Source organism: Arthrobacter sp. MMS24-S77 (genome assembly GCF_054888235.1).
Genome location: NZ_JBTZRN010000001.1, coordinates 1866135 through 1884094 on the forward strand (window position 1 = coordinate 1866135; position 17960 = coordinate 1884094).

At 64.4% G+C, this 17960-nt stretch carries 15 protein-coding genes and 2 pseudogenes; 7 read left to right on the top strand and 10 right to left on the bottom strand.

Annotated elements, in window-relative coordinates; translation table 11 throughout:
• The first annotated feature begins 148 nt into the window (after nt 1-148).
• Genes dxs through ACX5I4_RS08510 form a run of 6 tightly spaced genes read left to right on the top strand, consistent with a single transcriptional unit; the run spans nt 149 to nt 5610 of the window.
• A complete protein-coding gene (gene dxs / locus ACX5I4_RS08485; protein ID WP_461836288.1) occupies nt 149-2122 on the top strand; it encodes a 1-deoxy-D-xylulose-5-phosphate synthase in 1974 nt (657 codons plus the stop codon).
• Nucleotides 2119-2694 (top strand): DUF402 domain-containing protein, encoded by a 576-nt coding sequence (locus ACX5I4_RS08490; RefSeq protein WP_461836289.1) that lies wholly within the window; start codon nt 2119-2121, stop codon nt 2692-2694. Before dxs ends, ACX5I4_RS08490 begins: the two co-directional genes overlap by 4 nt.
• Nucleotides 2691-3251, top strand: a complete 561-nt coding sequence (locus tag ACX5I4_RS08495; protein ID WP_461836290.1) for a hypothetical protein — start codon at nt 2691-2693, stop codon at nt 3249-3251. Before ACX5I4_RS08490 ends, ACX5I4_RS08495 begins: the two co-directional genes overlap by 4 nt.
• 30 nt (nt 3252-3281) lie before the next feature.
• On the top strand, nt 3282-3497 hold the full coding sequence (locus ACX5I4_RS08500; protein WP_265978955.1) for a helix-hairpin-helix domain-containing protein: 216 nt from the start codon (nt 3282-3284) through the stop codon (nt 3495-3497).
• 39 nt (nt 3498-3536) lie between these two features.
• The gene (locus tag ACX5I4_RS08505) at nt 3537-4514 is read left to right on the top strand and encodes an aldo/keto reductase (protein WP_461836291.1); all 978 of its coding nucleotides are present in this window, start codon (nt 3537-3539) and stop codon (nt 4512-4514) included.
• 10 nt (nt 4515-4524) lie between these two features.
• Nucleotides 4525-5610, top strand: a complete 1086-nt coding sequence (locus ACX5I4_RS08510; RefSeq protein WP_461836292.1) for a nucleoside hydrolase — start codon at nt 4525-4527, stop codon at nt 5608-5610.
• Between the two features lie 10 nt (nt 5611-5620).
• Here ACX5I4_RS08510 and ACX5I4_RS08515 read toward each other — a convergent pair whose 3' ends face one another.
• The 9 genes and pseudogenes from ACX5I4_RS08515 to ACX5I4_RS08555 form a co-directional block, all read right to left on the bottom strand.
• Nucleotides 5621-7771: a 3-hydroxyacyl-CoA dehydrogenase NAD-binding domain-containing protein gene (locus ACX5I4_RS08515; RefSeq protein ID WP_461836293.1), complete on the bottom strand. Its 2151-nt coding sequence runs from the start codon at nt 7769-7771 to the stop codon at nt 5621-5623.
• Nucleotides 7768-9051 carry a thiolase family protein gene (locus ACX5I4_RS08520; protein ID WP_461836294.1) on the bottom strand — a complete coding sequence of 428 codons (1284 nt, stop codon included), beginning with the start codon at nt 9049-9051 and terminating at the stop codon, nt 7768-7770. The genes ACX5I4_RS08515 and ACX5I4_RS08520 overlap by 4 nt, the downstream gene beginning before the upstream one ends.
• Before the next feature lie 346 nt (nt 9052-9397).
• Nucleotides 9398-10786, bottom strand: coding sequence for an HRDC domain-containing protein (locus ACX5I4_RS08525; protein WP_461836295.1), 1389 nt, complete (start codon nt 10784-10786; stop codon nt 9398-9400).
• A 68-nt stretch (nt 10787-10854) separates the two neighbouring features.
• A pseudogene (locus tag ACX5I4_RS08530) lies at nt 10855-11537 on the bottom strand (DUF3000 domain-containing protein).
• A gap of 61 nt (nt 11538-11598) precedes the next feature.
• On the bottom strand, nt 11599-12711 hold the full coding sequence (locus ACX5I4_RS08535; RefSeq protein WP_461836296.1) for a threonine aldolase family protein: 1113 nt from the start codon (nt 12709-12711) through the stop codon (nt 11599-11601).
• Between the two features lie 9 nt (nt 12712-12720).
• On the bottom strand, nt 12721-13452 hold the full coding sequence (locus tag ACX5I4_RS08540) for an SDR family NAD(P)-dependent oxidoreductase (RefSeq protein WP_461836297.1): 732 nt from the start codon (nt 13450-13452) through the stop codon (nt 12721-12723).
• A complete protein-coding gene (locus ACX5I4_RS08545; RefSeq protein ID WP_461836298.1) occupies nt 13452-14819 on the bottom strand; it encodes a DUF6421 family protein in 1368 nt (455 codons plus the stop codon). Before ACX5I4_RS08545 ends, ACX5I4_RS08540 begins: the two co-directional genes overlap by 1 nt.
• Nucleotides 14820-15009: 190 nt before the next feature.
• A complete protein-coding gene (msrB, locus tag ACX5I4_RS08550) occupies nt 15010-15501 on the bottom strand; it encodes a peptide-methionine (R)-S-oxide reductase MsrB (RefSeq protein WP_461836299.1) in 492 nt (163 codons plus the stop codon).
• 13 nt (nt 15502-15514) lie between these two features.
• Nucleotides 15515-16006 (bottom strand): hypothetical protein, encoded by a 492-nt coding sequence (locus ACX5I4_RS08555; RefSeq protein WP_461836300.1) that lies wholly within the window; start codon nt 16004-16006, stop codon nt 15515-15517.
• Nucleotides 16007-16160: 154 nt separating this feature from the next.
• Here ACX5I4_RS08555 and ACX5I4_RS08560 point away from each other — a divergent pair.
• Nucleotides 16161-17410: pseudogene (locus ACX5I4_RS08560) on the top strand (alpha/beta hydrolase family protein).
• Nucleotides 17411-17456: 46 nt separating this feature from the next.
• Here the strand turns inward: ACX5I4_RS08560 and ybaK are convergent.
• The gene (ybaK, locus tag ACX5I4_RS08565) at nt 17457-17948 is read right to left on the bottom strand and encodes a Cys-tRNA(Pro) deacylase (RefSeq protein ID WP_461836301.1); all 492 of its coding nucleotides are present in this window, start codon (nt 17946-17948) and stop codon (nt 17457-17459) included.
• Nucleotides 17949-17960 lie beyond the last annotated feature (12 nt).

Here is a 17960-nt window from a genome sequence, read left to right on the forward strand (position 1 = left end):
ATGAGCGCAGACTCCGCCTGAGCCAAAAGGCAACGGCTACAGCCCCGGTTGGTCATTGGACCAACCGGGGCTGTAGCCTTTCCGGCGGCTTCGCAGCGGCCAAGGCGTTAGAGTTGTATAGCACGTCAATCACCCTAAGGAGGGGCCGTTGGGACTTTTGGAGACAATCCGGAACCCGCAGGACCTGAGCAAGCTCACCAGCCAGCAGTTGGAGCAGCTTGCCGGCGAGATCAGGACTTTCCTCATCACCAACGTCGCTCAAACGGGTGGACACCTCGGACCGAACCTTGGCGTGGTGGAACTCACCATGGCAATCCACAAGGTCTTCGATTCGCCGCGCGACAGCATCGTCTTTGACACCGGCCATCAGTCATACGTCCACAAGTTGCTGACGGGACGGCAGGACTTCAGCACCCTTCGGCAGCAAGGCGGCATGTCCGGGTACCCCGATCGTGGCGAGTCCGAACACGACATCGTGGAGAGCTCCCATGCTTCGTCCTCCCTGTCCTGGGCCGACGGCATCTCCCGCGCCCGGCAGTTGACCGGAGAAGCCGATCGCTGCGTCGTCGCCGTCGTCGGTGACGGTGCCTTGACGGGCGGCATGGCCTGGGAAGCGATCAACAACATTGCCGCGGACAAACGCCGCCGTGTGGTGATCGTCGTCAACGACAACGGCCGCTCCTATGCCCCCACCGTCGGCGGCCTGGCAGACTACCTCGCTTCACTGCGCCCCACGATCGACTCCTTCCGCGCTGCCCCCACCTACGAGGTGGTGTTGGACTGGTGGAAGAAGAAGCTGCAAAATGGCGGCCCTATCGGCCAGTTCACCTACAAGAGCCTGCATGCCATGAAGAAGGGCATCAAGGATTGGTGGGCCCCGCAAGGCATGTTCGAAGACCTCGGCATGAAGTACATCGGCCCCGTGGACGGCCACAACATGCGCGCCCTCGAACACGCACTCACCACGGCGCGCAATTACGGCGGCCCCGTGATCGTCCACGCCATGACCGAGAAGGGCCACGGTTACGCGCCCGCCCTTGCCAACGAGGCGGACCAATTCCACGCCGTCGGAATCATCGATCCCGAGACCGGCGAATCCACTCAGGCCGGTGGAGCCCGCTCCTGGACATCGGTCTTCGCCGAGGAAATCGCGGATATTGCCGACGAACGCAAAGACATCGTGGGTATCACCGGGGCCATGCTGATCCCCGTCGGTCTGCACAAGTTCGCGGAACGGCACCCGGAAAGGGTGATCGACGTCGGCATCGCCGAACAGCATGCCCTCACCTCGGCTGCAGGCATGGCTTTCGGGGGGCTGCACCCGGTAGTAGCCGTCTACGCCACCTTCCTCAACCGCGCTTTCGATCAGCTCCTCATGGACGTTGCCCTTCACAAGGCTGGGGTCACGGTTGTCCTGGACCGCGCCGGTGTGACCGGCCCGGACGGCGCCAGCCATCACGGCATGTGGGATATGGCCATGGTCCAGATCGTTCCTGGGCTTCATCTCGCGGCTCCGCGCGATGCCAGCCGCTTGCGGGAAGAGCTCCGCGAGGCCGTCGCGATCGCGGACGCGCCTAGCGTGGTGCGCTTCTCCAAAGGCAGTGTGGGAAGTGAGATCGAAGCCATCGAACGGCTTTCCGATGGCGTCGACGTACTGGCTCGCAGGCCTGAAGGCTCCACCGAAAACGATGTCCTGATTGTCAGCGTCGGCGCAATGTCCGAGCTCGCCCTCGACGTCGCGTCCCGGCTCGGTTCCCAAGGCATCAGTTCCACCGTGGTGGATCCGCGGTGGGTCCTGCCCGTACGCAAGTCCATCATTGCCCTCGCTGCCCGGCACCGGTTGGTGATCTGCATCGAAGACGGTGTCCGCGCGGGCGGCGTCGGATCGCGGATCCGCCAGGAGATGCGCGCGGCCGGCGTGGACACGGCCCTCAACGAGGTGGGGCTCCCGGTCGAATTCCTCGACCATGGAACCAGGAGCCAAGTGCTTGAACGCGTCGGGCTGACCGCCCAACAGATAACACACGACGTCGTCGCGCAGGTTCTGGGAACCAAAGTGCCTTTCGCGCGTCCCTTGCCGGGACAGGAACACCCCAGCACCGGCAGCCTTCCCAAGCTGTGAGCGGGGACGCATCGCGGCAGCCCGGCGGGCTACAACCGGGAGACCTGGTGGTTGCCCGGAACCGAAAATGGAACGGCACGGCCCACTGGGTCGTGCCGGGACGCTATCTCGGCGAGGACATCCACGGCTGGTGGATCTTCCAAGGCCAGGGCGAATTCTGTTCCAGACCCGGAGCTGCCTTCTACGCGGCTTCGGATGCGGTGCTCCTGGTGCCGCGCTCAGGGGAGTACGTCGCCACGTTCTACGACGACAGCTACCCCGGGGATTTCCGGATCTACGTCGATCTGGCCATGGCCCACGAGTGGAAGGCCATCAAACCCGGCGTGTCCGAGTTCCACATGATTGACATGGATCTCGACGTCATTCGTTCCGTGCACAGGGACGTGTTCATTGACGACGAGGACGAATTCGATGAGCACCGCGCCATCATGGCCTATCCCGACGATGTCGTCGAGTCCATGCGGCAAGAATGCGGTGTGCTTTATCAGGCAGTATTCAACAAACAGGCACCCTTCGACGGCACAGGACCCAGCAGTACTTGTGCCGAATGGTTCAGAAAAGGACGGGCATGAGCGGCATAATTCGCACCTACAAGCGCGACGACGAAGCAGTCCTGCATTTCCGGGAGGCCTGGTACGACGACGAATTCAAGCAGTTCGTCATCAACCACGGAGTCGTAGGCCACCAGAGCAGCACTGACGAAACCGACGTCGAGGACGAGGCCGCCGTCGAAGGACTCATGACGGCCTTTGCCGCGCAATGCGAAGAGGATGGCTACGCAGAGATCCCCGAGACCGAGCAGTTCTGGGTGGTCGCCCAGATCGCGCTGAAGACTAAAGACGGTACTGAGCGCGACCGCTACCTTGAACGAAAGGCGAAGGCCGCCTTGACCAGCGAGCTGGCCTGGCGGGGGCTCGGGACCGTGGCCCGTTCCGAAATCGGCGACGCGAAGCTCAACATTTACTGCCTGTGCCCGGATGTCAACAAGGCCGTCAACGCGATCAAGGTGTGTATCCGCGGCGAAGACCTCGACTTCACCAAGCTGAGCATCGCGGCGGCCCCCCATGCCGAACCTGCCGCCTTCAAAGTAAAACACTCGCCGAAAACCGGCGCGGGCTTTACTCTCTAAGGACCACACCACCGCTTGGAAGGGACAACCATGGCGCCCAAGAGCAACTGGCCCGGGCACACGCCGTTGCCGAAGGGCTTGTCCGCTCCGGCACGCAGGGCACTTGCCCACGAAGGGCTGGAAACCTTGGAGCAGCTCGCCGAGTTCGGTGAGCTGCGGGTGGCAGCCTTGCACGGCATGGGTCCGAAGGTTATGGCCCAGTTGCACGACGCGATGGAAGAGGCAGGCATCGCGTTCGGGTCCTGAGTGGCCACCTGTCCACCGCGGGCATTGTAGGGTGAAATCATGACTGAATATCGCCGTCTTGGACATTCCGGATTGACCGTCTCAGTAGTCGGTTTGGGGTGTAACAACCTCGGCCGGGCCAATACGGCCACAGAATCGCAGGAGGGTACCAACGCGGTGGTGCATGCCGCTTTGGACGCAGGCGTGACCCTTTTCGACGTTGCCGACGTCTATGGCCGGGAGCCTGGCCTCAGCGAGACCATGCTCGGCGTCGCGCTGAAGGGGCGCCGGGATGACGCCATCGTGGCCACGAAATTCGGCATGGACATGCACGGCGCCAACGGCAACGACTTCGGTGCCCGGGGATCGCGACGGTACATCGTCCAGGCCGCAGAGGCCTCACTCCGCCGCCTTGGCACCGACTGGATTGACCTGTACCAGTACCACACCCCGGATCCGCTCACCCCGGTGGAAGAAACCCTCGCGGCCCTCGATGACCTCGTGACGAGCGGTAAAGTCCGGTACATCGGCCACTCCAACCGTGCTGGCTGGCAAATCGCCGAGGCCGAATACGTTGCCCGGATCCAGGGCGGTGCCCGGTTCATTTCGACGCAAAACCACTACAACCTGCTGGACCGCCGTGCGGAACTCGAAGTGCTGCCGGCCGCCCAGGCCTTCGGGCTCGGTGTCCTGCCGTATTTCCCTCTGGCAAACGGCCTCCTCACCGGCAAGTATGCGCCAGGAACCGCCCCGGAGGGTTCGCGCCTCAGCCACACCAGGACCAACTTGGTCAACGACGCCGATTGGGTCCAGTTGGGCCGCTTCAGCCAATTCGCCAAAGAACGGGACCTGAGCGAACTGCAGCTGGCGTTCTCCTGGCTGGCCGCCCAGCCTGCCGTCAGCAGCGTGATTGCCGGAGCCACACGCCCCGGGCAAATCGTAGAAAATGCCAAAGCGGTGCGTTGGGTGCCGACGGCGGATGAGCGCGCCGAATTGGATGACATCTTCCCGCGTTCACCCAAGGTTGCCCTTTTCTGAGGAATTCGCCGTGAGGGAGGATCCGACGCCGGTGGCCGGCTTCAGGGAGACCGTGAGCCTGCTGGTGGACTGCGATACGGGAATCGACGACGCCCTGGCGCTGGCCTACTTGTGCAGCCAGCCCCAGGTCGAGCTGGTCGCCGTGAGCAGCACCCCTGGCAACGTCTCGGCGGAGCAGGTGGCGCACAACAACCTGTCCCTGCTCGAGCTGTGTGGCCGCCCTGGGGTGCCCGTCGCCGTCGGTGCCCGGGCGCCGCTGCAGATCCCACTGGTCACCACATCGGAAACCCACGGGCCGCAAGGCGTTGGCTACGCTGAGCTGCCGGAACCGCAGGGGAGCGTGCACGGTCGCGACGCCGTCGAACTCTGGGTGGAAGCGGCCCGGGCACGGCCGGGGGAGCTGACCGCCCTGCTGACGGCGCCGCTCACCAATTTCGCGCTTGCCCTGCGGGCCGAACCGCGGCTGCCGGAGCTGCTGCGCGGCGTCGTGATCATGGGCGGCAGCTACTACTACCAAGGCAATACGACTCCCACCGCGGAGTGGAACACGCACGTCGATCCGCACGCCGCCGCCGAAGTGTTCGCGGCCTTCTCCGGACTTCCTGAGGAGCGGCTGCCGGTGGTGTGCGCCCTGGAAACCACTGAGCGGATCGAGATGAAGCCCGAACACGTGGCGGCCCTTGCGGCGGAGGCAGGCTGCGCGGAACCTGAACTTGTCCTGCCGGATCAGCCGGAGGGGCGGCGCAGCACCGCTTCCAACGAACTCGTCCGGCATGTCAGTGACATGCTGCGTTTCTACTTCGAGTTCCACCGCCGCTACGACCAGGGCTACGTGGCGCACATCCACGACTACTTCGCCGCGTCCGTCGCCGCCGGGACCGCCAGTTTCCGCACCCGCACCGCCACAGTGCACGTCGAGACGGCGGCCCCCAGGCTCATCGGAACCACCGTGGCGGATTTTCGCGGGCTCTGGCGCGAGCCGCCCAACGCGCGCATCGTCTCGGAAAACCATCCAGAGGAGGCTTTTGCCGAATTGGTGCGCTCATTGGGCGGCCTCGGCCGTCGGCTGGGAACTGCTACGACAGGAACGCCCTGAGGCCAGTTAGCTAGCTGGCGGCCGGCTTCGACGCGATTCCGGGTGCCAGGAAGCGTTTGCCGTTGACACGCTCGGAAGCACCCACCCGGTCAAGATAGGGCGTGATCCCGCCCAGGAACATCGGCCAGCCAGCGCCGAGGATGACACAGAGGTCGATATCCTCCGGCCCGGCCACCACGCCTTCAGCGAGCATGAGTCCAATTTCCTCGGCGAGGGCGTCCTGGGTGCGGCGCAGTACTTCCTCGGCACTGGAAGGCGTGGTGCCGAAGGACATGAGCGCCAGCGTCTCAGCCGGGATGACAGGTGTTCCATCAGGACCAGGTGCCCAGAGGGTCTTCACACCGTTGTCAATCAGCTTCTGCAGGTTTTGGGACACCGCAAACCGCTCGCCAAAGGCTGCGTGGAGCGATTCCTGGACGTGCTGGGCCACTGGAAGGCCCACCATCGCACTGAGGGTGAACGGACTCATCGGCAGGCCCATGGGACGCAGCGCCGAATCGGCAACGTCCGCCGGGGTTCCTTCGTCGAACGCGGCAATCACTTCGCCCATCAGCCGCAGGAGGATCCTGTTGACGACGAACGCGGCGGCGTCCTTGACCAAAACGGCTGTCTTTTTCAAGCCCTTGGCGAGTTCGAAAGCAGTGGCCAGGACGGCGTCGTCGGTCTTTGGCGCGCGTACGATCTCCAGGAGCGGCATCACCGCAACCGGGTTGAAGAAGTGGAATCCGACCAAGCGCTCCGGGTGCTGCAGGTCTTCAGCCATCGCGGTCACGGACAGCGAGGAGGTGTTGGTCGCGAGGATGCACTCGGGGGAGACGATCGCCTCCACTTCGGCGAAGACCTGTTTCTTGACGTTGAGCTCCTCGAAGACTGCCTCAATAACGAAGTCGGCGTCGGCGAAAGCCTCCTTGGAGACGGAGCCGCTCACGAGGGCCTTGGTCCGGTTGGCGGCGTCGGAGCTGATCCGCTTCTTGCCAAGCAGCTTGTCCACCTCGGCGTGGACGTAGGCGACACCCTTGTCCACGCGCTCCTGGTCGATGTCCGTCAGGACTACGGGCACCTTGAGCTGGCGCGCGAAGAGCAGGGCGAGCTGGCTTGCCATCAGCCCGGCACCCACGACGCCGATCTTCGTCACTGGGCGTGCGAGCTTGCGGTCCGGCGCACCTGCAGGCCGCTTGGACCGTTTCTGCACGAGGTCCAGGAAAGCGTAGACAGTGGAGCGGAACTCGTCCGTCTGCATCAAGTCGGCGAGCGTCTCGCATTCCAAGGCTGCGGATTCGGCTTTGCCCAGGGTGCGGTTGGCCTCAAGGATGTCCAGCACCTTCGCGGGTGCCGGCGAAGCGTTCGAGGTCTTGGCTTCCACGAACGCACGACCTGCCGCCACTGCGCCAGCCCAACGTTCGGCAACGGCGGGATCCGCGGGATTCACGGAATTGCTCCGCTCCGGAACGGCCTCGCCTGCGATCACTTTCGCAGCCCAGGCAATGGACTGCTCCACGAAATCCGCGGGTTCGAAGATGGCGTCGGCAATACCGAGCTGGAAAGCCTGGGGGCCAGTGAGCGTGCGGTTGTTGCTCAGCGGGTTCTCGATCATCACCTTGACGGCGTTTTCCGGGCCGATGAGGCGGGGAAGGATGTATACGCCGCCCCAACCCGGGACAAGCCCGATGAACGCCTCAGGCAAAGCGAGAGCGCCGGCGCCAGTCGAGACGGTGCGGTAGGTGGACTGGAGGGCGATCTCGAGGCCACCACCGAGCGCGAGGCCGTTGATGAAGGCAAAGCTGGGGACACCCAGATCGGCGAGCGTCGCGTACACGTCATGGCCCAGCTGGGCCATCCACAGGCCGTGGTCCCGCTCTTCGAGCCGCTTGACCGCGGAGAGATCCGCTCCGGCCGCCAGGAAGTACGGTTTGCCCGTGACGCCTACGCCGACGATCTCGCCTCGCGCGGCGCGCTCCTTGAGGCCCTCGAGCACCGTGCCGAGCTCGACGAGGGTATTGGGTCCAAGGGTGGTGGGCTTGGTGTGGTCCAGTCCGTTGTCCAGGGTGATCAAGGCGAACGTTCCGGCATTGCCGGGGAGCTCAATGTCCTGGACGTAGGAGTGGGTCACGGTCTCGTCCGGGAAAAGCCCGGCCAGTTTCTGGAATTCGGCGGCGCTCATGCTGCGGCTCCCTCGGTTTTGGTGTCGGCGGTAGTCTCTGTCGCGCCGACGTGGTCTCTGTAGTTGGGGTGATGCGGATTCTCCCAGATGACCGTGGCGCCCATGCCCAAGCCAATGCACATTGTGGTCATGCCGTAACGAACAGACGGGTCTTCTTCGAACTGGCGCGCCAACTGGTTCATGAGCCGGACGCCGGAGGATGCCAAGGGGTGCCCGACGGCGATCGCCCCACCATAACGGTTGACGCGGGGGTCATCGTCGGCGATTCCGAAGTGGTCCAAAAAGCTCAGGACCTGGACGGCGAAGGCTTCGTTGATCTCGAACAGGCCGATGTCCTCGATGCCGAGGCCGGCGTTCTTGAGGGCTTTCTCGGTGGCCGGGACCGGTCCGATACCCATGACTTCGGGTTCGACGCCGGCGAACGCATAGGAGACCAGCCGCATCTTCACGGACAGGCCGAGTTCTTCGGCGGCCTCGGCGGAGGCCAGGAGTGCCGCCGTCGCGCCGTCGTTCAAGCCGGCGGCATTGCCCGCGGTGACGCGTCCGTGGGCCCGGAACGGTGTGCGCAATTCCGCGAGATCGTCCACGGTGGTCCCCGGGCGCGGCGGCTCGTCGGTGGTGTTCACCGTCCAGCCTTGTCCGGGCTTTATGGTGGCGACAGGGACCAGGTCCGGCTGGATCTGGTCCTTGCCGTAGGCGGCCGCAAGTTTCGCCTGGGATGCCGCCGCATAGGTGTCCGTGCGCTCTTTGGTGATCGCCGGGAAGCGGTCGTGAAGGTTCTCGGCCGTGTTGCCCATGTTCAGCGCGGCTGGATCCACGATGCGCTCGGACATGAACCGCGGGTTCGGATCCGCGCCGGCCCCCATCGGGTGGTTGCCCATGTGCTCAACGCCGCCGGCAATCACGACGTCGTATGCGCCGAAGCCGATGCCGCTCGCCGTCGTCGTGACAGCGGTCATTGCCCCGGCACACATGCGGTCGATGGCAAAGCCGGGCACGCTACGGGGGAGACCGGCCAGAAGAGCGGCGGTGCGTCCGATGGTCAAGCCCTGGTCGCCGGTCTGCGTGGTGGCGGCGATGGCGACTTCGTCAACCCGCTCGGCAGGCAGGGCCGGATTGCGCCGCATGAGTTCGCGGATGCATTTGACCACGAGGTCGTCGGCACGGGTGCCTGCATAGATGCCCTTTTCGCCCGCTTTGCCGAAGGGCGTCCGGACGCCGTCCACGAAGACGACGTCGCGGACAATCCGCGGCTTGGCGCTGTTACCGGTGTGGCTCATGTGTGGCTCCTCGTTGAGACATGGATGCCGGACGCCCGCATGGGGAGGCCGGTGTCAATGATGGCTATGTTACTAGCGGGTAACTTAGCGCGCAAGGCGATCTGCTTTGCGACCCTCGCTCACATATGACGCCTCCCGGGCGGATCCTCGCTCACATATAACGCCTCCCGGGCGGATCCTCGCTCACATCAATCAGGGAACGTCCTTGGCAAGAGCACATATGTGAGCGAGCGTCTTGCCTGAGGGCCCGATATGTGAGCGAGCGTCACACGGGACCGGCAAAGGCCTGCCTCCGGACCATGCGGTCTGGCGGCAGCCCTTCCGAGCTCCTCGGTGGGCAAGGTGATCAGGAACCGGCACTGTCCTGCTGGTCCCGGTTGTTGTCCTGGCCTTGGTCCTGGGACTTCGGAGCCGGGTTCCGCGGCTCTTTGGGCTCTTTAGGCGGCAGCGGTTGCGGATTCAGTGAGGCCTCGGTGATGATCGGTGCTGTGAGGGCGATTTGCCATTCCCGGGCGCCGAGGGTGCGCAGCTCTTCGGCTATGGACTCGACGGTGATGTCCGACGGCGGCCGCCACAGCACGCGCCGCATGTAGTCCGGAGTGAGCAGGTTCTCCACGGGAAGTTTGAGCTCGTCTGCGGCTGCCTGAAGTCGTGGCCGGGCGGTCCCCAGGCGCGCTGCAGCTTCGGGGTCACGGTCCGCCCAGACACGCGGTGGCGGGGGAGCATTGGTTGGAAGATGAAGCGGGGGAAGATCTTCGGTGTTCCTTACAGCGGCAATGCAGCGCAGCCAACGCGGTGCTTCCCGCTGTGCGGCCCGTCCGTGGAAGCCTTTGGTGGCCAGGAGCTGGGGAACGGTGGTCGGCATGGCCTTTGCCGCGGCGACCAAGGCTGAATCGGGAATCAGGCGGCTCGGAGCAACATCCCGTTTGCGCGCCAGCTGGTCCCGCTCATGCCACAGCTCGCGTACGGCTGCCAGTTGGCGACGATCACGGATCTGGTGCAGGCCGGAGGTCTTGCGCCACGGATCGACCCGAGGGGCCGGGAGCCCGGCCGCGAGGATCCCGGCGAATTCCTGCTCGGCGAATTCGAGCTTGCCATCCGCTTCCAGGAGTTCAATGAGTTCTTCGCGTAGCTCAGCAAGGACCTCGACGTCGAGGGCCGCGTACCGCAGCCACGGTTCGGGGAGGGGGCGCGTGGACCAGTCGGCCGCTGAATGTTCCTTGGCGAGGCCAAAGCCCAGGAGCTGCTCGATGACGGCTGCGAGGCCGACCCGGGGCAGCCCGGCGAGCCGTGCGGCGAGCTCGGTGTCGAAAAGCTTGTCCGGCCACATGCCGAGTTCGGCCAGGCATGGAAGGTCCTGCGTCGCGGCATGCAGGATCCACTCGACGCCTCTCAGCGCTTCGTTGATGATTTTCAGGTCGTTGAAGGGTTCGGGGTCGATCAGCCAGGTACCCGCGCCGTCACGCCGGATCTGTACCAGGAAGGCTCGTTGTCCGTAGCGGAACCCGGAGGCTCGCTCTGCGTCGACCCCGGCGGGGCCGGTTCCCGCGGCAATGGCGGCGGCGCACCGCTCCAGGCCGGACATGGTGTCGATGACAAGGGGTACGCCCTCGCGTGGGGCATCAAGATCGATGATTTCAGGTATCCGGCCCTCAAAGCCGTCTACCGTGATGTGCGGGGTGGGATCAGCAGCCGGGACGCCGGCTGTGGTGGGTTCCAGATTTTCGGGGGTCATGGTGCCTTCAGTTTACCGACTCTGTTCGGGGCCGGTCCGGCCGGGATTCCAGCGAGCTCCCATGGTTTTCATGTGAGGCGCCGATTTGGCAGCGGCGTGACGCCGGGAGGCAGGGGAGGGAGTCCTGCAAACGTACAGACCATGTCGCACCACGCCTCCAGGTGTGCCTGGGCATCGGAAGACGCCGGTGTCCACGAGGCGCGGAGTTCGATGTCGATGGTTTCCGGCCTTTCGGCCAAGGTACCGAAGCTCTCTGACAGGATGCGTGTTGCCGTTCCACCCGCCGCCCGGTACTGGGCGGAATGGCTTTCGAGAGCGTCCACGAGCCACGTCCAGGCTACGGAACCGAGCATGGCATCGTTGCCCATTTCGGCTTCCAGCTGGGCCCTTATGTAGGTGACGATCCGGAATTCCCCGTCCCATACTGCCGAGCCGTCCGGATCGTGGAGGAGGATGAACCTGCCTGTCGCGAGTTCATCGTCTTCGTCATCGGCAGCATCGGGGAAACGGGGGAACCGGGGGCACCGGGAGTGTTTTCTTTGGTGAGTGCCATTGCCGCGGGTCCATGGACGGGGGTTCGGCCGGGACGCGTCGAGCGGCTGAAGACTTCTGCCCCCAGGGCCACGGCATAGGGGGCCAAGCGGGAGGGCGCCGGAATCTCCGCGAGCCGCAGCTCGCTCCGGCACTGTGCTTTTCGTAGCGTTCCCAACGCATGCAAGAAATCCGCGGGAACCTGTGCGAGTGCGTTCACCTTCGCAGATTATGTGTCCGGGGCGGCGAAAGCTTGAAGCCACGCCGCCCCGCCCAGTGGCCTATGCCGAGGCCAGCTCGCGCTTGATTGCGGCAACGAAGGAATCGATGTCCTCTTCCGTTGTGTCGAAAGAACACATCCAGCGTACTTCGCGGTTCGCTTCGTTCCAGTCGTAGAACTTGAAGGAGGAGCGGAGCCGGTCGGCGACGCCGGCGGGCAGCACTGCGAAGACCCCGTTGGACTCGGTGGCCTGGGTGGGCTCCACGCCGTCGATGGAATCTACTGCGGCGCGCAGCCGAGAAGCCATGGCGTTAGCGTGTTCCGCCGAGCGAAGCCACAGCCCGGACTCCAGGAGCGCGATGAACTGGACCGAAATGAAGCGCATCTTCGAGGCCAGCTGCATGTTCATCTTGCGGAGGAACTTTAGCCCGTGAGCGGCCTCCGGGTTCAGCGCAACCACTACCTCGCCAAACAGCAGCCCGTTCTTGGTCCCTCCGAAGGACAAAATGTCCACGCCGGCGTCGCGGGTAAACGTCCGTAGCGGCACGCCTAGGTGGGCGGCGGCATTGGCGAGACGGGCACCATCCATGTGCAGCTTCATGCCCTTGGCGTGGATGTGGTCGGCGATCGCCCGGATTTCTTCGGGCGTGTAGCACGTGCCGAGTTCAGTGGTCTGGGTGATGGAAACCGCGAGCGGCTGCGCACGATGTTCGTCGCCCCAGCCCCAGGCTTCCCGATCGATCAGCTCGGGAGTCAGCTTGCCGTCCGGGGTGTGGACCTGCAGGAGCTTGATACCGCCGATGCGCTCGGGGGCGCCGTTTTCGTCCATGTTGATGTGGGCGGTCGAGGCGCAGATGACGGCACCCCAGCGCGGCAGCAGTGACTGCAGGGACAGGACATTTGCTCCGGTGCCGTTGAACACGGGGAAACACTCGATGCCTGGGCCGAAATGTTGCTCCATGACTTGCTGGAGCCGTTCCGTGTATTGGTCCTCACCGTAGGAGACCTGGTGGCCGCCGTTGGCTGCTGCGAGGGCCGCCAGGATTTCGGGGTGGACGCCGGAGTAATTGTCCGAGGCGAAACCGCGGACGGAGGGATCGTGGAGGCGTCCTGCGGCTTCGGTGTCCAGGGCAGCCGGGAATTCTTCTGTAGTGCTCGTCACTTGTTCTTTCACGCTTTCAGTCTATTTGGCCAAGAGGAGGCGCTGTCCGTTCAGTTCCGCTGCCGGTTTGTTGAAGAGCCCGACGGCGGCCGCCGCCAGCTCCTCGACGTCCGTGTATCCGGGGAATTTCCGCTCGGGATGTTCCCTCCGCATCGCAGCGTCCAGCAATGCCTTGACCACAAAGACGACGGCGGCGCTGTGTTGTTCCGTCGGTTCGTCCTTGTTGCCTGACTGCGCGCGGTGGAATCCGTCGGCCACGGCCAGGGTCCAGGTCTCTGCAGCAGCCTTGGCCGCAGCGTAGGTTGCGGCTCCGGCGGTGGGTGCGGCGACCGTCGTCGAACTCACCATGGCGAAGCGTCCCCTGGGGGAGGCCTCAAGATCTTTGTAGAAGATCCGCGAGACGTTCCTCAGCGTGGTGATGGCGCTTTGCTCAAGGGCATCCCAGTCATCGTCGGGCTGGTCTTCGATCCCCTTGGCCCCGCGCCACCCGCCCACGAGGTGGATGACGCCGTCGATCCGTTCCGTGCTCCCGTGGATTGTCAAGGCGAGCTCCCGCACGGACTCCAGCTGGGAAAGATCGCAGACGAGGGGGACGACACCGTTGCCCGCTTCGGCTGCAGCGGCCTTGATGCGGGTTTCATCCGAACCGACGGTGAAGACCTGGTGCCCCGCGGCCGCGACGGCGCGGGCCACGGCGATGCCGGAAGAGTTGCTGCCACCTGTGACGATGACGGTCAGCGGTTCGCCGGCCATCAGGCTGCGGTCATTCCGGTGATACCAGTGGTCGATTCGATGATCGGACGCATTTTCTTCTCCAGCGCTTCATAGAACATGGACAGGGGGAATTCGTCGTCGAGGACCTGGTCGGTGAGGCCGCGGGGCGGCCCGTCGAGTGGCAGTGCCTCTGGGCCCTTCGCCCAGACCGAAGCCGGGTGGGGAGTGACCGTACCGGAAATGAGCTTATACGCCGCGAGCCAGTGGGCAGCCTTGGGGCGGTCGATGGAGCGCCAGTACAGTTCTTCGATCCGGGCGCCGAGCTCGATGACGACGGCGGCGGCCTCGTCCCAGTCGATGCTGAGCTTGCTGTCTGTCCAGTGCAGGACGTGGTGCTGGTGCATCCAGGCGAAGAGGAGCTGGCCACCCAGGCCATCGTAGTTGCGGACCCGGTTTCCCGTGATGGCGAAGCGGAAAATACGGTCGAAGATGACGGCGTACTGGACGAGCTTGGCGTGGCGCCGGGCGTCGGGGGAAGCTTTCTCATCCTTCTCGATCCGGACGGATTCGCGGAAGGCTGTCAGGTCGCAGCGGAGCTCTTCGAGCGAATAGAGGAAGAACGGCATCCGCTGCTTGATCATGAACGGGTCGAACGGGAGGTCGCCGCGCATGTGGGTGCGGTCGTGGATCAGGTCCCACATGACGAACGTCCGCTGCGTGAGTTCCTGGTCATCCAACAGCTCGGCTGCGTCGGCTGGCAGTTCGAGGGATGTTGTTGCCGCGGCCGCCTTGAGGACGCGGCGGAAGCGCGCGGCCTCGCGGTCGGCGAAGATGGCGCCCCACGTGAAGGCAGGCGTCTGCCTCACCGCAACGGTCTCGGGAAAGAGTACTGCCGAATTGGTGTCGTAGCCGGGGGTGAAGTCCAGGAACCGAATGGGCACGAACAGCTTGTTGGAGTAGTCGCCGGCTTCCAAGGAGCCGATGAACTCAGGCCAGATCACCTCGATCAGGACGGCTTCCACGAGGCGGTTGGTGCTGCCGTTCTGGGTATACATGGGGAAGACGACGAGGTGCTGGAGCCCGTCCTCGCGGTGTTCCTGGGGCTGGAAAGCCAGGAGGGAATCGAGGAAGTCCGGGACTCCGAACCCGGCATCGGTCCAACGCCCGAAATCCGTGACCAGGAGTTCAAGGTAGGCGGAGTCGTGGGGGAATGCGGGAGCCAGGCTCTTGATGGCTTCCATGATGGTGGCTGTGTACTCCCGGGCGGCACCGTGGTGTGCGGAATCCTGGATGGACCCGTCCTGGCTCTGGAACGCCTGGAGGGCAGTCGCCGCGGTCTTCAGGGAGATCCAGTCCCTGTTATCAGACGTGATGCGTGGACGGGCGGTGGTAGCGGTGGTGGTCATCGTCGACGGTGCCTTCCTCAAGAAATGTTGTTCTGAGGTGAGCGTAGCAAGCGGTCAGAGTCACTAATTCAAAAGTTGCCCGAGCATAAGAAACTCTTGTGCAAGTGGTTCCGGTGGCCCCGAAAGATCCAGCCCGGGGAGGGCTGGCCGGTGGGGGACCGCCGGTGCCCACCTGCGCTGTGCCCTTTCGTTACTGCGGTGTGGTGGACTTGACGAGCTTGAGCGAGACGGAATTAATGCAGTACCGCTGGTCAGTCGGCGTACCGTAGCCCTCGCCCTCGAAAACGTGGCCCAAGTGTGAATCGCAATTGGCGCAGCGGACCTCTACGCGATCCATGCCCAACGTGCGGTCATGGATATACCTGACCGTGCCCTCCGCGAGAGGGGCCCAGAAAGATGGCCAACCGCAATGCGAATCGAATTTCTCGTTGCTGGTGAAAAGCTCCGCGCCGCAGGCCCGGCATTGGTACACGCCAGCGGTGTGGGTGTCCCAATATTCACCCGTATACGGGCGCTCCGTTCCGGCCTGGCGCAGGACCCTGAACTCTTCGGGAGTAAGCTCTTCCCGCCATTCCGCCTCGGTTTTCTCCACGCATAGTCCGTCCTTCGGAACCTCCTGGAGGGGAACGCCGGCCAAGGGGTCCGCGGCTTGGAAGTACTTCCTGTTATCTGCAGTGCTCATGCTCTCTCAACGTTCACGAGTCACCGATAAATCCCGAGCCTGCGTAAAGATGCAGCACGGGCAGGCCCAACTGGTCCTGGGCCTTGTTCGCCCAATCTGTGTGGAAGGTATCGGCAATAGCGTGTGGACGGGTGACCACCACGGCTTGGGCAGCATTCAGCGCCTTGACCTTGGACACCAGGCCGGCAACTGCGCCGCCGTCGACGATTTCGCCGGTGACCCCGCCACCGAGCCCTTCCAAAGTAGCGAGGGAGGCCGACAAGGCCTCCGCGGCCTGCGCCCGCTCCGACTGAGGATCCGGTGCCTCTGCGACAAGGTCCCGGAAGGCCTTGGCTACTTCAAGCATCGAAAGGTTTTCGAGGAAGTCGACCAGCAAGTGCCGTTCGGTGTTCGCCGGCACGAGCACCACCAGGGGCGAGTCGCCGCCATCGAGCAGTTTGGCGATATTGACGCGGTCGTCCGGGCCGAGAGGCTCTTCAGTAAGGATGACGATTGGATCACTCATGGCTACAGCGTAGACCTGAGGCGCGCAGGGTGGCACGGTTTCGCACCGGCAATTCTGTTCTCGCCGTGGCGGCGCAGCGGCCTTTCCAGCTCGGAGGCAACCCTGGCAGACGGAGCTGTTCAAAGGACAGCCCCGCAACGGGGACAATGGTCACATGGCAACCATGACCCCACCTGCCCCGGCCGTTGTGAACGGCGCGAAAATGTCTGTCCGCGCCAAATGGGCTGTCGCGGGGATCATTGCCGGAAGCGGCATTGCCGGCCTGTTGGGCGCGGGATCTTCGGCGCTCGCCGCCTATTTCGCCCGGCGCGTCATCACCCCCTCAGTACGCGAGGCGGATCAGGAAGTGCTGGCGCTGGTGCGCGGCGACAATGGACTTCAAGTCATCCTTGCGGCCACCCCGGACACCACCATCGACGGAGTGTTCAGCCTATTTTTTGCCGGGGAACAGGGTTCGCGCGAATTGGCCGGATCGTGTCATATTCCCCGGCAGAGCGCACCGTGCAGCGCGAAGTCGAAGAAGTCTACAGCGGGGATCTGGCGACGGCCCGTCGTGGCTGGTGGAGCGGTGCCGTCTATAACTCCCCGGCGGCACTTGGCTTGGACTTCGAAGATGTACAGATCGAAGTCGAGGGTGGCCAGGCCCCGGCGTGGCTGATCCCTTCGAAGGCGGGGGAGACCGCGAAGGTGTGGGCCATCATGGTCCATGGCCGCGGTGCTACGCGCCTCGAAGGCCTGCGCGCAGTGCGCACCGCGCGCGAACTCGGACTCGACAGCCTGCTGGTGTCCTACCGGAACGACGGCCTGGCACCGTCTGCCCCCGACGGGCGTTACGGCCTGGGGTCTACCGAATGGCGCGACGTCGATGCCGCCATTGAGTACGCACTCGCCCATGGCGCGCACGAGGTGGTCCTGTTCGGGTGGTCGATGGGCGGAGCAATCTGCCTGCAGACCGCCGACCTTTCCCACCACCGCCATGTCATCAGGGCCATGGTTCTGGACGCTCCGGTGATCAATTGGGTCAACGTCCTGGCGCACCATGCGCAAATCAACAGGATTCCCTACGCGGTGGGTCGCTACGGGCAGCTGATGTTGGCGCACCCCCTCGGCCGGCGCCTCACCGGCCTGTCCGCTCCCGTTGACTTGAAGGCAATGGACTGGGATTCACGTGCCGTCGAACTTCGGACGCCCACGCTGGTGATCCACAGCGTGGACGATGAGTACGTTCCGTACGGACCTTCGGCCAGTCTCGCCGAAAAGAATCCAGACATGGTCACGTTTGAAGCCTTCGAAGGAGCGCGACACACCAAAGAGTGGAATGTGGATCCGCAAAAGTGGGAGGGGCTGGTGCGCTCGTGGTTGGCGCCGAGGCTCGCGCCACGGAGCGGCCCGGCGTCCGTTTGACCTTGCAGCCCGGGAGCTCAGTCGCCTGCTGGGCTCCGAGCGTTTGCTATTGGCTCCTGATGGGGGCAGTCCTGGCGTTGGTGAGCCGGACCAGGTCCGCAGGGTTCAGTTCGATGTCGAGCCCGCGCCGTCCACCGGAAACAAGCACTGTCCCGAAAGCCAACGCCGATTCGTCCAGCACGGTGGGCGATGGCTGGCGTTGGCCGAGCGGCGAAATCCCGCCCAGCACGTAGCCGGTGCGTCGCTCGGCCGCTTTGGGATCGGCCATGGTGGCCTTCTTCGATCCGAGCGCGGCGGCGATCGCCTTGAGATCAAGGGTTCCACTGACTGGAACGATGCCCACTGCAAGCTTGCCTTCGACGTCCACCATCAAGGTCTTGAACACCCGGCCGGGATCGATTCCCAGGACCTCGGCCGCCTCGAGTCCGTAGCTGGCCGCCGACGGATCGTGCGTATAGGGGTGCAGGGTGAAAGGAACGCCGGCCGCAGCCAGTACGGCTGTGGCCGGCGTCCCCTGTGAAGCCTGTTTCCTTGCCATTCCTGGAGGTAT

Coding starts and splice junctions, on each gene's coding strand:
- ACX5I4_RS08495 (WP_461836290.1), top strand. CDS start 2,691: ATGAGCGGCATAATTCGCACCTACAAGCGCGACGACGAAGCAGTCCTG.
- ACX5I4_RS08500 (WP_265978955.1), top strand. CDS start 3,282: ATGGCGCCCAAGAGCAACTGGCCCGGGCACACGCCGTTGCCGAAGGGC.
- ACX5I4_RS08505 (WP_461836291.1), top strand. CDS start 3,537: ATGACTGAATATCGCCGTCTTGGACATTCCGGATTGACCGTCTCAGTA.
- ACX5I4_RS08515 (WP_461836293.1), bottom strand. CDS start 7,771: ATGAGCGCCGCCGAATTCCAGAAACTGGCCGGGCTTTTCCCGGACGAG.
- ACX5I4_RS08520 (WP_461836294.1), bottom strand. CDS start 9,051: ATGAGCCACACCGGTAACAGCGCCAAGCCGCGGATTGTCCGCGACGTC.
- ACX5I4_RS08525 (WP_461836295.1), bottom strand. CDS start 10,786: ATGACCCCCGAAAATCTGGAACCCACCACAGCCGGCGTCCCGGCTGCT.
- ACX5I4_RS08540 (WP_461836297.1), bottom strand. CDS start 13,452: ATGGCCGGCGAACCGCTGACCGTCATCGTCACAGGTGGCAGCAACTCT.
- ACX5I4_RS08545 (WP_461836298.1), bottom strand. CDS start 14,819: ATGACCACCACCGCTACCACCGCCCGTCCACGCATCACGTCTGATAAC.
- msrB (WP_461836299.1), bottom strand. CDS start 15,501: ATGAGCACTGCAGATAACAGGAAGTACTTCCAAGCCGCGGACCCCTTG.
- ACX5I4_RS08555 (WP_461836300.1), bottom strand. CDS start 16,006: ATGAGTGATCCAATCGTCATCCTTACTGAAGAGCCTCTCGGCCCGGAC.
- ybaK (WP_461836301.1), bottom strand. CDS start 17,948: ATGGCAAGGAAACAGGCTTCACAGGGGACGCCGGCCACAGCCGTACTG.